At 72.1% G+C, this 12697-nt stretch carries 10 protein-coding genes; 7 read left to right on the top strand and 3 right to left on the bottom strand.

Annotation, left to right across the window (positions count from 1 at the left end):
- Positions 1–81 precede the first annotated feature (81 nt).
- The 3 genes from ACZ3UD_RS09640 to ACZ3UD_RS09650 all read left to right on the top strand — a co-directional run bounded on the left by ACZ3UD_RS09640 (position 82) and on the right by ACZ3UD_RS09650 (position 2042).
- Positions 82–813: a Mut7-C RNAse domain-containing protein gene (locus ACZ3UD_RS09640; RefSeq protein ID WP_465584498.1), complete on the top strand. Its 732-nt coding sequence runs from the start codon at positions 82–84 to the stop codon at positions 811–813.
- A gap of 129 nt (positions 814–942) precedes the next feature.
- Complete coding sequence (locus ACZ3UD_RS09645) at positions 943–1368, top strand: cupin domain-containing protein (RefSeq protein ID WP_465584500.1); 426 nt, start codon at positions 943–945, stop codon at positions 1366–1368.
- 155 nt (positions 1369–1523) lie between these two features.
- Positions 1524–2042 (top strand): inorganic diphosphatase, encoded by a 519-nt coding sequence (locus tag ACZ3UD_RS09650; protein WP_465584503.1) that lies wholly within the window; start codon positions 1524–1526, stop codon positions 2040–2042.
- Positions 2043–2313: 271 nt separating this feature from the next.
- Here ACZ3UD_RS09650 and ACZ3UD_RS09655 read toward each other — a convergent pair whose 3' ends face one another.
- A complete protein-coding gene (locus tag ACZ3UD_RS09655; RefSeq protein ID WP_465584505.1) occupies positions 2314–3630 on the bottom strand; it encodes a pyroglutamyl-peptidase I in 1317 nt (438 codons plus the stop codon).
- A gap of 69 nt (positions 3631–3699) precedes the next feature.
- Between ACZ3UD_RS09655 and ACZ3UD_RS09660 the strand changes: the two genes are divergently transcribed.
- The 3 genes from ACZ3UD_RS09660 (at position 3700) to ACZ3UD_RS09670 (ending at position 6894) form a co-directional block, all read left to right on the top strand.
- Positions 3700–4884: a cytochrome P450 family protein gene (locus tag ACZ3UD_RS09660; protein ID WP_465584508.1), complete on the top strand. Its 1185-nt coding sequence runs from the start codon at positions 3700–3702 to the stop codon at positions 4882–4884.
- A 126-nt stretch (positions 4885–5010) separates the two neighbouring features.
- Positions 5011–6048, top strand: a complete 1038-nt coding sequence (locus ACZ3UD_RS09665) for a TerD family protein (RefSeq protein WP_465584511.1) — start codon at positions 5011–5013, stop codon at positions 6046–6048.
- A gap of 198 nt (positions 6049–6246) precedes the next feature.
- Complete coding sequence (locus ACZ3UD_RS09670) at positions 6247–6894, top strand: SUKH-4 family immunity protein (RefSeq protein ID WP_465584514.1); 648 nt, start codon at positions 6247–6249, stop codon at positions 6892–6894.
- A 96-nt stretch (positions 6895–6990) separates the two neighbouring features.
- On the opposite strand, the gene ACZ3UD_RS09675 is transcribed toward ACZ3UD_RS09670, so the two are convergent.
- Entirely contained in the window at positions 6991–7629 is a 639-nt protein-coding gene (locus ACZ3UD_RS09675) for a TetR/AcrR family transcriptional regulator (protein WP_465584517.1), read from the bottom strand.
- 162 nt (positions 7630–7791) lie between these two features.
- On the opposite strand from ACZ3UD_RS09675, the gene ACZ3UD_RS09680 reads away from it, so the two are divergent.
- Positions 7792–8829: an aldo/keto reductase gene (locus tag ACZ3UD_RS09680; protein ID WP_465585089.1), complete on the top strand. Its 1038-nt coding sequence runs from the start codon at positions 7792–7794 to the stop codon at positions 8827–8829.
- Positions 8830–8916: 87 nt separating this feature from the next.
- On the opposite strand, the gene dnaE is transcribed toward ACZ3UD_RS09680, so the two are convergent.
- Positions 8917–12483, bottom strand: a complete 3567-nt coding sequence (gene dnaE / locus ACZ3UD_RS09685; RefSeq protein ID WP_465584520.1) for a DNA polymerase III subunit alpha — start codon at positions 12481–12483, stop codon at positions 8917–8919.
- Positions 12484–12697: the final 214 nt, after the last annotated feature.

A 12697-nucleotide genomic window follows, 5' to 3' on the forward strand; every position in this document is an offset into this window, starting at 1 on the left:
CGGAGGACGGGGCGCCCGGAGAACGGCCGGGCGCCCGGAAACCGCTGGCCCCCGCCCACCGCGCGCTGGCATGCTGGCCGCGTGGACAAGCCCCAGATCTGGCTCGACTTCGCCCCTGAGCTGCGCCTCTTCGTCTCCGCGCCCCGGCGGGCCGGCCGCACCGCGCTGCGCACCGACGGCACCTCCACCCTCGGCCACGTGGTCGAGTCCCTGGGCATCCCGCGCACCGAGGTAGGCGCCCTGCTGGTGGACGGACGGCCCGTCCCCGACTCGTACGTCCCAGCCGACGCCGAGCACGTCACCGTCGAAGCCGTGACCAGGCCGCAGCCCTCGCCCACCCCGCCGCGCTTCCTGCTGGACGTCCACCTCGGCACCCTCGCCCGCCGACTGCGCCTGCTCGGCGTCGACGCCGCCTACGAGAACCCGGACATCGGCGACGCCGCCCTGGCCGCCCGCTCCGCCGCCGAGCAGCGCGTCATGCTCTCCCGCGACCGCGGCCTGCTGCACCGCCGCGAACTCTGGGCCGGCGCCTACGTCTACAGCCACCGCCCCGCCGAGCAGCTGCGCGACGTGCTCTCCCGCTTCGCCCCGCCGCTCGCCCCCTGGAGCCGCTGCACCACCTGCAACGGCACGCTGCGCACGGTCACCAAGACCTCGGTGCGCGAGCAGCTCCGGGACGGCACCGAGCGCTCCTACGACGCCTTCGCCCAGTGCGAGGACTGCGGACAGGCCTACTGGCGCGGCGCCCACCACGCCCGGCTGGAGGCCATCGTCACCGACGCCGTGCAGGAGTTCGGGGGCGTCCCGGGGTAGCGACCTGGGGTCCCCGCAGGGGCGGGTACGCGCCAGTGGGTATGGCGGGCCCTCGGACGGCCGTGGTCTCATCGGTGGTGGGGGACGAGCCCAGGGACTCTGGCACGAGGAGAGAGGCCGGGTCGTCGGATGAGCGATCAGCCAGTGCACCAACCCTTCGAGGCCGCCGAGGTCGATGATGTCCCCGTGGTGACGGCCCCGGACGGGGCCGAGGTCCGCCCGCTGCTGGTCCTGGACGGGCAGGGCAGCCTCGCGGTCTTCGCACTCGCCCCCGGACAGGTCAGCCAAGCGGTGTCGCACGCGACCGTGCAGGAGCTGTGGCAGGTCACCGCGGGCAGCGGCGAGCTGTGGCGGCGCCAGGACGGCCGGGAGGAGACCGTCCGGCTCGCGCCCGGGACGGCGGTGTCGATCCCGCTGGGCACCTCCTTCCAGTTCCGGGCCGACGCGGACGGCGACGGTCCGCTGCGGATCACGGCCGTCACCATGCCACCGTGGCCGGGCACGGACACCGAGGCGCGGCCCGAGGAAGGCCCTTGGAAGGCGACGGGCCGGTGAGGCGGGGCCGCTGAGCCGGGCAACGCCGGGCCGGGGAACGCCGGGCCGGGCAGGGCCGACGCCAACGGACCCGGCCGGTGGTGTCGACGCAGCCGATCCCGCCGTCCCGGCCCTGACGTCGGACAATCTCTCCAGGATCAGAGGAGGAGGCGACGGTGGAGTTCGCGGAGTTCGAGGTCGTGATCGAGATCCCCCAGGGGTCCCGGAACAAGTACGTGATGGACTTCGACGCGGGCCGCATCCGCCTCGACCGCACCCTGTTCACCGCCACCCGGTACCCCACCGACTTCGGCTACGTCGAGAGCACCCTCGGCGGCGACGGCGAACCGCTGGACGCCGTGGTCCTTGGCGGCGAGCCGGCCGTCCCCGGCTGTGTGCTCACCTGCCGGGCGGTCGGCATGTCGGTGATGCGGGACGAACGCGGCCCGGACCAGAAGGTGCTCTGCGTCCCGGCCCGCGACCCGCGCTACGCCGACCTGCGGGACGTCGACGACCTGACGGAGTTCGACCTGCTGGAGATCGCCCACTTCTTCCGGGTGTACAAGGACCTCGAACACGGCAAGTCGGTCGAGGGCTCGCACTGGGCCGGGCGCGAGGCGGCGTACGGGGAGATCGCACAGTCGGTCGCCCGGGCGGCGGGGACACGCTTCACCTACCCGGCGTGTCGCCGGTGAACGACGGGCCGGGCTGCCAGCCGGACCCGACCAGTACGCGGCCGTCCCGTGTGATGCGGTGGGTCTTGCCGTCGTACCCGGCCGGCCGGCAGTGGCCCGACGCGTCCGCAGGCTCGCCGCAGCCGCGCGGCGGGTGCGGCCGGTGCCGTGGTGTCGTATGCGAGGCCCCGTACGCGACGCGCCCCGCCCGGCCCGCCGCGATCCGGCGGGCCGGGCGGGGCGGGAACCGGGAGCCTCGGAGCCGGGTACGCTCCCGCCGCGCCGCCGCTCCTCAGAGCCGGGCGCTGCGCAGGATCGCCTCGACCTGGTCGGAGATCGCCGCCTCGTTCCGCTCGAACTCCGGCGAGGTGACCTGCGCCTGGTCCGCCGGGAGTCCGGTGAGGACCGGGGTGTGCAGGTGGCCGCCGGGGAGGTCGGGGGCGAGGTCGAGGCGGAGGCGGTTGGAGCGGTAGGCGACCTCGTTGGAGAGGTAGCCTCCACCGCCTCCGGCGACGGCGCGGGAGCCGGGGGTGGGGCCGTCGGGGCGGGTGACGGGGGTGGTGGCGCCCTCGGGGATCTCGGTGACGGGGGTGTTGAGCAGGACCGGGTAGGGCTGCTGGACGGCCGTCATGGCGTCGGTGGGCAGGGTGGTGTGGATGAACTGGGGGCCGTCGGCCAGGCCCGGGGCGTCGACCGGGTGGTCGCTGGTGCCGCCGGAGAGGGCGCCCACGTTGTCGGTGGCCGGGTCGGCGGAGCGGGCGCGGCCGGCCCAGGCCTCCAGGGTGAACTTGCCGGGGTAGCCCTGGCTGATGCTGGTGATCAGGTCGGCTGACTGGGCGCCGGGCACCAGGTGCGGGCCGAATGCGCGTTCCACGATGCCGTCGTCGAAGTCGTCGTAGCGCACCGGCAGGACGACGGCCCGGACCTCGGCGGTGCTGCCGTCGGCGAGGGTGATCCGCTGTCCGTGCAGGTGCAGGACGGCCGCGCCGGAGGGGTTGGCGCGGCGCGGTTCGGTGTCCAGGCCGTACGGGTCGAAGCCGCTGACGAAGATCCGCCGGATGCCGGGGTCGCTGCTGAAGCCGTCGTCCAGGCCGCGCGAGGCGTCCTCGAAGCGGGCCCGCAGGTCGGCGTGGTCGATGTCGAACTTCGGTTGCCAGCGCGTGAGTTGGACGGTCATGGCGAGCCTGGTCCAGTACAGCGGCCGGTCGTCGCGGGCGGGCAGTGCGCCGCCCGGCCGGCGGCCCTGGGCGCGGTCGACGCCGGCCTGCCAGAGCGCCCGGCCCCAGGCGTCCACCACCCGCTCGGCGCGGTGGGCGTTCCGGGCGGCGCAGAGCGCGGCGGGGAAGCCGGCGAGCAGCTCGTCGAAGCCGGAGTGCTCGGTGAAGGCGGCGGTCCGGGCGTCCTGGAGGCGGGCCTGTTCGGCGTCCACGGGCGCGGTGGCGACGGACCGGCAGCCGGCCCGTTCGGCGTGGGCGGTGGCCGGAGCCAGGAGGGCGGCGAGCGTCCCGGCGAGGGCGGCGGTCAGGGTGGCGGCACGGCCGACGGCGCGTCCGGCACGGTCGGCGTAGCAGCCGGCGGTACGTCTGGTGGCACGGCGAAGCTGTGTCATGTCCACCGACAATAAGTGCCGGGCTGACGCCCCGCCAGAGCGCCTGTCCGGTACCCGTAGGCTGGGCGGGTGACACCCCTCGACCCGACCGTGAAGTCCCTGATCGCCGATCCGTACGGCGCCTACGTCAAGCTGCGCGCCGAGGCGCCCGTCCGACGGATCGTCGGTCCGGACGGGCTGCCCGTCTGGCTGGTGACCCGCTACCCGGACGTCCGCCAGGCGCTCGCCGACCCCAGGCTCGCCCTCGACAAGGCGCACGCCGCGCCCGGGAACTACAAGGGCTTCTCGTTGCCGCCCGCGCTGGACGCCAACCTGCTCAACATGGACCCGCCGGACCACACCCGGATCCGCCGCCTGGTCTCGCGGGCCTTCACCCCGCGCCGGGTCAGCGCCCTGCACGCGCCGATCGAGCGGGTCGCCGAGCAGCTCCTCGACACCATCGAGCCGTTGGGTCGCACCGACCTGCTGGCCAACTACGCCGCGCCGCTGCCGATCACGGTCATCTGCGACCTGCTCGGCGTCCCCGAGGACGACCGGCTCGACTTCCGTTCCTGGACCGACACCCTGATCACCCCGGACCCGGCCCGCCCCGAGCAGGCCCGGACCGCCGTGAAGTCGATGCTCGGCTTCTTCACCGGTCTGATCGAGCGCAAGCGCACCGAACCGGCCGACGACCTGCTCTCGGACCTGATCGCGGTCCGCGACGAACAGGACCGCCTGAGCGAGGACGAGCTGACCTCGCTCGCCTTCCTGATCCTCTTCGCCGGCTACGAGAACACCGTCCACCTGATCGCCAACGCCGTCCTCGCCCTGCTCACCCACCCCGAGCAGCTCGCCGCCCTGCGCGCCGAGCCCGAGCTGATCGCCAGCGCCGTCGAGGAGTTCGCCCGCTTCGACGGCCCCGCCCCGCTGTCCATCCGCCGCTTCCCGCGCGAGGACGTCACCATCGGCGACGTCACCGTCCCGGCCGGGGAGACCGTGCTGCTCTCGCTCGCCTCCGCCAACCGCGACCCCGAGCAGTTCACCGACCCCGACCGGCTCGACCTGCGCCGCCGGGAGAACGGCCACCTCGCCCTCGGCCACGGCATCCACTACTGCCTGGGCGCCCCGCTGGCCCGGATGGAGACCTCCCTCGCGCTGACCGCGCTGCTGCGCCGCTTCCCCGACCTCGCCCTGGACGTCCCGGTCGGGCAGCTGCGCCACCGGCCCACCATGCGGGCCCGTGGCCTGCTGGAGCTCCCGGTGCGGTACTGACCGCGGCACCGGCGGGTACCGGCTCGGCGCTGACACGGCCTTGACGCGACGGCCGGGAACCGGCTCGATCTCTACAGCGTTGTCGTGGTCGAACAGCGTGTTTCGGACGGTGGCGGAGGAAACCCCATGAGTGTGGCCCTGACGAAGGGCGGCAACGTCTCCCTGGGCAAGCAGGCCCCCGGGCTGCGGGTGGTCCGGGTGGGCCTCGGCTGGACGGCCGGCGGCGGGTACGACCTGGACGCCAGCGCGCTGCTCTGCGGGGCGTCCGGGAAGGTCCTCACGGACCAGCACTTCGTCTTCTTCAACAACCTGCAGAGCCCGGACGGATCGGTCCGCCACCAGGGCGGTGCCGGCGGCGGTGACGACCGCGAGCGGATCGAGGTCCGGCTCGCCGAGGTCGCCGCTGACGTGGAGAAGATCGTCTTCTCGGTGGCGATCTACGACGCGGCGCAGCGGCGGCAGACCTTCGGGCAGGTCCGCGGTGCGTACATCCGGCTCAGCGACGCGGACGGCGGCACCGAGGTGGCCCGCTACGACGTGCGGCCGGAGGCGGGCAGCGAGACGGCGATGGTGTTCGGCGAGCTCTACCGGCACGGCGCGGACTGGAAGTTCCGCGCCGTCGGGCAGGGGTACGCCGCGGGGCTCGCGGGCATCGCCACGGACTTCGGCGTCGACGTGCTCCAGCCCGCACCCGCCGCCGTGCCGACGCCCGCCCCGGCTCCCGTCCCTGCCGTCCCCGCCGTGGCGCCCGCCGTTCCGAAGACCCAGCCAGCAACAGGGAGTTCCCCGGTGACGTGTTTCTTCGACCCCTCGCACGGCTACGGCTCGACCGCCGTGCTGTGGCAGCCGCAGTGGGGCGTGCCGCGCCAGGTCGAGGCCTGCGCCGCCTGCGCCCAGCGGGTGCAGACCACCGTCCCGCCCTTCTACACCCCGCCGCAGGCCGGCTACCCGCAGCAGGTCCAGCAGGTCCAGCCCGCGCAGCAGGGCCACCCGCAGGTGCCCGGCCAGCAGGACCAGGGCCGGCGCTTCGGCACCGGTGCGATGATCGGCGCGGGCGCGGCCGGCCTGGTCGGCGGCATGCTGCTCAACGAGGCGCTGAGCGACGACGAGCCCCACGTGGTCGTCAACAACTACTACGAGGACGATGACGACTCGTTCTTCTAGGAGATCGTTCTCCCGGACGATCGTCCTCCGACCGGCCGGAACCGCTGTGTCGGTTCCGGCCGGCTCCTCCCGTCGTAGGCGCCCTGGCCGTCCCGTCCGTCCTGTCCGTTCCGGAGGAGCTGACCCGGTGACACCTGCTCTCGGTGCGGTGCGCTTGAATGGGGCCCTTGCGCCGCTCTGACCGGGGGAGATGTACCGATGACCGCGACCGACGCGACCGCCGCCACCGATGCCGGGGACGTGGCCGACGGGCCGCACGCCGAGCTGCTGGCCGCCGCGAGGAACCCCACGGCGGCCTGGCTGGAGTCCTGCTTCGGCGAGGGCACGCTGTGGCGGCCCGAGACGCTGCCCGAGGGGCTGGAGTCGGGTGCGGCCCGGGCGTTCCTGGCAGAGGTCGGCATCCCGGCCGTCGAGCTGGACTTCGTCGGCTACGACTCGGCGGACCTGCCCGAGCGCGGCATGTGGGAGGCGGACACCGGCGAGTTGTACGCCCGCGACCCCGAGGACGACTCCCCGGCGGGCCTGGCCTACTGCGTCGGCAAGTTCGACGACTGGCACCTGATGGTCGACGCCGAGTGCGGCGTCGTCGAGATCTACAACTCGGACGGCTGGACCACCGGGCGGGGCCACGGCGGCTGGGCGGCCGACTCGCTGCCCGAGGTGATCGGCGCGCTGGGGCTGCTGGCCGGCTTCGAGGAGCGGATCGTCAACGGCGACGCGCAGGCGGCGCTGGACGAATTCGAGGCACTGGTGGCGCAGTTGGGCCAGGGCCCGGACAAGTCGGACCTCTGGGTGGGGCTGCTGGAGAACCTGCGCGAGGAGTACGAGGAGTTCGACGAGGACTGACCGGTCCCGGGCCCGAACGGCCGCACGACGCAAGCGCGTCGTGCGGCCGTCGGCGTTCCCGGGGATCCCCGGCGTTCCAGGATGTTCCCGGGTGCCTCAGCCGCCCTGCCGCCGGTACGCCCCGGCCCGGGAGGCGGCCTCGGCGGCGGCCGCGGCGCGGTCGGCGGCGGACTCGTCGAGCGGCTCGGCGGTGGTGAGCATCCGGTAGTAGAGCGGTGCCGAGACGGCCCGGATCACCTCCAACGGATCGGTGTCCGGCGGGAGTTCGCCGCGTTCGACGGCCTCGGTGACACACGGCGCCCACTCCTCGACCCGCCGCCGGTAGAACAGCTGCAGGGCCTCGGCCGTCCCCGGGTCGCCGTTCGCCGCCACGATCACCGCGCGGAACAGCGCGCCCTGCCGGGGGTCGGCCAGGGTGCGCTGGACCAGGCGCGCGTTGGCCCGCAGGTCCTCGGCGAGCGTGCCGCTGCGGGTGCGCGGCAGCGACTGCTCGGCCATGCCGGCGAGCAGGTCGGCGACCAGGGCGGTGGTGCTGCCCCAGCGGCGGTAGACGGTGGTGCGGCCGACCTCGGCCCGCTGGGCGATGTCGCCGAGGTCGAGGCCGGCGAAGCCGTGCTCGACCAGGGCGTCCTCGGCGGCCCGCAGGACGGCGGCGCGCACCCGGGCGGTCCGGCCGCCGGGGCGGAGCGTGCCGGGTGTGGAGGACTCGACGGGGTCGACGGGTTCGGCAGCCATTAACGGGATTCCTGTTCCATTAGCTGGGTGGAGTCTGCTAGCTTCGAGGCATCCTAACGGAACGGTAGTCCCATTAGGGGCTTCGAGGGGAGTACTGTCATGGCAAGCGTGAACACGGCCGGCACGGAAGCGGCCACCACCGGCATGGGCGGCAGCACCGACATGGAGTGGCGCCGGCTCGGCGCGTCCGGACTCAAGGTCCCCGCGCTCAGCCTCGGCACCGGAACCTTCGGCGGTCGCGGCCCGCTGTTCGGGGCCTGGGGCACCACCGACGTCCAGGAAGCCCGCCGCCTGCTCGACATCGCCATCGACGCCGGGGTCACCCTCTTCGACACCGCCGACGTCTACTCGGACGGCGCCTCCGAGGAGGTGCTCGGCCGGGCCGTCCGCGGCCGCCGCGACCAGGTACTGATCTCCACCAAGGCCGGACTGCCGCTCGGCGACGGCCCACAGGACGCCGGCACCTCCCGCGCCCGGCTCACCCGGTCCGTGGACGACGCGCTGCGCCGCCTCCGCACCGACTACCTGGACCTCTTCCAGCTGCACGCCTACGACGCCGGCACCCCGATCGAGGAGGTGCTGGCCGCCCTGGAGGATCTGGTCCGCGCGGGCAAGATCCGCTACACCGGCGTCTCCAACTTCTCCGGCTGGCAGCTGATGAAGTCCCTCGCCCTCGCGGACCGGTACGGCCGCCCCCGCTACGCCGCCCACCAGGTCTACTACTCCCTGGTCGGCCGCGACTACGAATGGGAGCTGATGCCGCTCGCCCAGGAGGAGGGCGTCGGCGCCCTGGTCTGGAGCCCGCTCGGCTGGGGCCGCCTCACCGGCCGGATCCGCCGCGGACATCCCCTCCCGGCCGGCAGCCGGCTGCACGGCACCGCCGACTACGGCCCGCCGGTCGAGGACGAACTGCTCTACCGGGTGGTCGACGCGCTCGTCGAGGTCGCCGCCGAGACTGGCCGCACCGTCCCGCAGGTCGCGATCAACTGGCTGTTGCGCCGCCCGACCGTGTCCTCCGTCATCATCGGCGCCCGCAACGAGGAGCAGCTGCGGCAGAACCTCGGCGCGGTCGGCTGGTCGCTGACGTCGGAGCAGGTCGCCCGGCTGGACGCGGCGAGCGCCCGCACCGCGCCGTACCCGTACTTTCCGTACCGCCGTCAAGAGGGCTTCGCCCGGCTGAATCCGCCGATGGCTGGCTGACCTGCGAAAATCTGGTCAGTCGGCGTGAGCCGTAGAGCAGTTCACGCTTGAGCGTCGCGAAGCTGGATGGACGTGAGCCGGAGCGGCTCACGTCCGGACGATCGAGCCCGCCCAGGCGCGGTTCCCGAGGAGGGTCTTGATGTCCGAGGCGAGCCCGTTGTCGGGGTTCACCAGGTAGCCGAGCTCGTAGAGGGTGTTCTTGTCCCAGTTGGTGGTGAGGAGCCGGACCGGGACGTCGCCGGGGTGGGCCCGGAGGGCGAGTTTGAGTTCGGCGACCGTCTCGGGGGTGATCCGGGAGGCCGGGACGGTGATCTGGACCGGTGGTTTGGTGCCGAGTTCGGCGGAGGAGACGTCGAGGGTGGTGATCTCCTGGCCGAAGACGCTCAGCGAGCCGTCGCGTTCGTTGAGACGGCCGCGGACCGAGATCACGTTGTCCTCGATCATCTGCTCGGCCATCAGGTTGTAGGTCGCGGGGAAGAACAGCACCTCGACCGAGCCGTCGCGGTCGGCGAGGGTGATGATCGCCCAGGCGTTGCCGGCCTTGTTGATGCGCCGGTCGACGCCGGTGATCAGGCCGGAGAGGCGGACCTCGCCCTCGGAGCGGCCGGAGCCGAGGAGCTCGGCGATCGAGGTATCGCGGTTCTGGGAGAGGATGTGTTCGGCGCCGTCGAGCGGGTGGCTGGAGACGTAGAGGCCGAGCATCTCGCGTTCCAGGGCGAGGAGTTGGCGGCGGGGCCACTCCTGGTCGGTGAGCTGGAAGTCCAGCCCGATGCCGGGGCCGCCGTCGTCGCCCGTGTCGAGGGCGCCGAACAGGTCGTCCTGGCCGATGGCTTGCTGCTTCTTCACCCCGGTGACGGCGTCGATGGCGCTCTCGTGCACGGTGCTCAGGGAGAGCCGGGTGTGGCCGAGCGAGTCGAAGGCGCCCGCCTTGACCAGCGAGTCGACGGTGCGCTTGTTGCAGACGACCAGCTCGACCTTGTCGAGGAAGTCGGCGAAGGAGGTGTACTTGCCCTTCTCCGCGCGGGTCTTCACCAGCGACTCGATGACGGGGACGCCGACGTTGCGCACGGCCTTGAGGCCGAAGCGGACGTCGCTGCCGACGGCGGTGAAGTCGACGACCGACTCGTTGACGTCGGGGGAGAGGATGCGGATGCCCATCTGGCGGCACTCGGCCAGGTAGACCGCCATCTTGTCCTTGTCGTCGGCCACTGAGGTGAGCAGTGCGGCCATGTACTCGGCGGGGTAGTTGGCCTTCAGGTAAGCGGTTTGGTAGGAGACCAGGCCGTAGGCCGCGGAGTGCGATTTGTTGAAGGCGTAGCCGGCGAAGGGCACCAGGACGTCCCAGACCGCCTGGATTGCCTCGTCGGAGTAGCCGCGCTCCTTGCAGCCCGCGTGGAAGGGGACGAACTCCTTCTCCAGGACTTCCTTCTTCTTCTTGCCCATGGCGCGGCGGAGCAGGTCGGCCTGGCCGAGCGAGTAGCCGGCGAGTACCTGGGCGGCTCGCTGGACCTGCTCCTGGTAGACGATCAGGCCGTAGGTGGGGCCGAGGACGTCGGCGAGCGGGGTCTCCAGTTCGGGGTGGATCGGGACGATCTCCTGCTGACCGTTCTTGCGCAGGGCGTAGTTGGTGTGGGAGTTCATGCCCATCGGGCCGGGTCGGTAGAGCGCGGAGACGGCGGAGATGTCGGCGAACTCGGTGGGCTTCATCAGCCGGAGCAGGGCGCGCATGGGCCCGCCGTCGAGCTGGAAGACGCCCAGGGTGTCGCCGCGGGCGAGGAGTTGGTAGGTGGTGGGGTCGTCGAGCGGGATGTTCTCGATGTCGACGTCGACGCCCCGGTTGGCTTTGACGATCTTGATGCAGTGGTCGATGATGCCCAGGTTCCGCAGGCCCAGGAAGTCCATCTTGATCAGGCCCATGGCTTCGCAGGACGGGTAGTCGAAGCCGGTGATGATCACGCCGTCCTTGTCCCGCATGTGCAGCGGGATCAGGTCGAGCAGCGGCGTGGAGGAGAGGATGACCGCGGCGGCGTGCACGCCGGTGCCGCGGATCAGGCCCTCGATGCCCCGGCCGGTGTCGATGATCTTGCGGACGTCGGGTTCGGTCTCGTAGAGCCCGCGGATCTCGGTGCCCTCGTTGTAGCGGGGGTGCTTCTCGTCGAACAGGTCGGCCAGCGGCACACCCTTGCCCATGACGTCCGGCGGCATCGCCTTGGTGATCCGGTCGCCCATCGAGAACGGGTAGCCGAGGATGCGGTTGGCGTCCTTGACGGCGGCCTTGGCCTTGATCGTGCCGAAGGTGTTCACCTGGGCCGTGTAGGCGGCGCCGTACTTTTCGGTCACGTAGCGGACCATCTGGTCGCGCTGGCGGTCGTCGAAGTCGATGTCGACGTCCGGGGGGTTGATCCGCTCGGGGTTGAGGAACCGCTCGAACAGCAGGTCGTGCTCCAGCGGGTCCAGCTGGGTGATCCCGGTCAGGTACGCGACCATCGAGCCGGCCGCCGAACCGCGGCCCGGGCCGACCGGGATGCCGTTGTCCCGGCCGTACTGGCAGATGTCGGCGACCACGAGGAAGTAGGCGTCGAACCCCATCGGGGTGATCACGCCCATCTCCAGCTCGATCCGGTCCAGCACCTCCTGGCTCGGGTTGTCCCCGTACCGCGCCTTCAGGCCGATCTCGATCTTCTTGCGCAGGTACGAGGCCTGGGTCTCGCCCTCGGGCACGTCGAACTGCGGCATCCGGTCGACGTAGGTGAACACCTCCTCGTACGACTCGACCCGCTCGGCGATCGCCAGCGTGTTGTCGCAGGCCTGCGGCAGCTCACGGAACAGCTTGCGCATCTCGGCGGCGGTCTTCACGTAGTAGCCGGTGCCCTGGAACTTGAACCGGTTCGGGTCGTCCTTGTTCTTTCCCACGCCGACGCAGAGCAGGCTGTCGTGGGCGTCGGCCTGGTCGGCGGTCACGTAGTGGGAGTCGTTGGTGGCCAGCAGCGGGATGTTCAGCTGCTTCGCGAGCCGGAGCAGGTCGGCGCGGACCTCGCGCTCGATGTCCAGGCCGTGGTCCATCAGCTCCAGGAAGTAGTTGTCCTTCCCGAAGATGTCCTGGTAGGCGCCGGCCGCCTTGACCGCCTCGTCGTACTGGCCGAGCCGCAGCCTTGTCTGCACCTCGCCGGAGGGGCAGCCGGTGGTGGCGATGATGCCGTCCGCGTGCGCGGCGATCAGCTCGCGGTCCATCCGGGGCTTCATGTAGTAGCCCTCCATCGACGCGAGCGAGGAGAGCCGGAAGAGGTTCCGCAGACCGGTCGGGTTCCGCGCCCACATCGTCATGTGGGTGTAGCGGCCACCGCCGGAGACGTCCTTGCCGCCCTCGCCGTCGGCGCCGGTCGGGCGCTGGCCTCCGGGCGACCAGAACACCTGCTTCTTCTCGAAGCGCGAGCCCGGCGCGACGTACGCCTCGATGCCGATGATCGGCTTCACGCCGGTCTTCGCGGCCGCGTGGAAGAACTCGTACGCGCCGAACATGTTGCCGTGGTCGCTCATCGCGATGGCGGGCATGCCCTGTCTCTCCGCCTCGGCGAACAGCTTGCCGTTCTTCGCCGCCCCGTCCAGCATCGAGTACTCGGTGTGGACGTGCAGGTGCGTGAAGCTGGCGGACACGGGACTGCGCTCCTCGGACGGGTCTCGGGAAAGGAAGCCGCCCACACTAGCGGGTCGGCGCGGACGACGCGCCGTGCCGGGCGCCTGCGGTCGCGACCTTGATGTGTTCTTCCCGGCTCCTTGACGGAGCGTTGATTCCGGGGGCGACACGCGCCGGGTGGCTGCCTGCCGGCCGCTGGACCAACCGGGCGTACCCACGTGGGCGGTTGCCGGG

The sequence above is a fragment of the Kitasatospora sp. NPDC023118 genome (assembly GCF_055560875.1).

Excerpts from the sequence above, each read along its gene's own strand:
- ACZ3UD_RS09670 (WP_465584514.1), top strand. The coding sequence starts at position 6,247 with ATGACCGCGACCGACGCGACCGCCGCCACCGATGCCGGGGACGTGGCC.
- ACZ3UD_RS09655 (WP_465584505.1), bottom strand. The coding sequence starts at position 3,630 with ATGACACAGCTTCGCCGTGCCACCAGACGTACCGCCGGCTGCTACGCC.
- ACZ3UD_RS09645 (WP_465584500.1), top strand. The coding sequence starts at position 943 with ATGAGCGATCAGCCAGTGCACCAACCCTTCGAGGCCGCCGAGGTCGAT.
- ACZ3UD_RS09675 (WP_465584517.1), bottom strand. The coding sequence starts at position 7,629 with ATGGCTGCCGAACCCGTCGACCCCGTCGAGTCCTCCACACCCGGCACG.
- ACZ3UD_RS09680 (WP_465585089.1), top strand. The coding sequence starts at position 7,792 with ATGGAGTGGCGCCGGCTCGGCGCGTCCGGACTCAAGGTCCCCGCGCTC.
- ACZ3UD_RS09665 (WP_465584511.1), top strand. The coding sequence starts at position 5,011 with ATGAGTGTGGCCCTGACGAAGGGCGGCAACGTCTCCCTGGGCAAGCAG.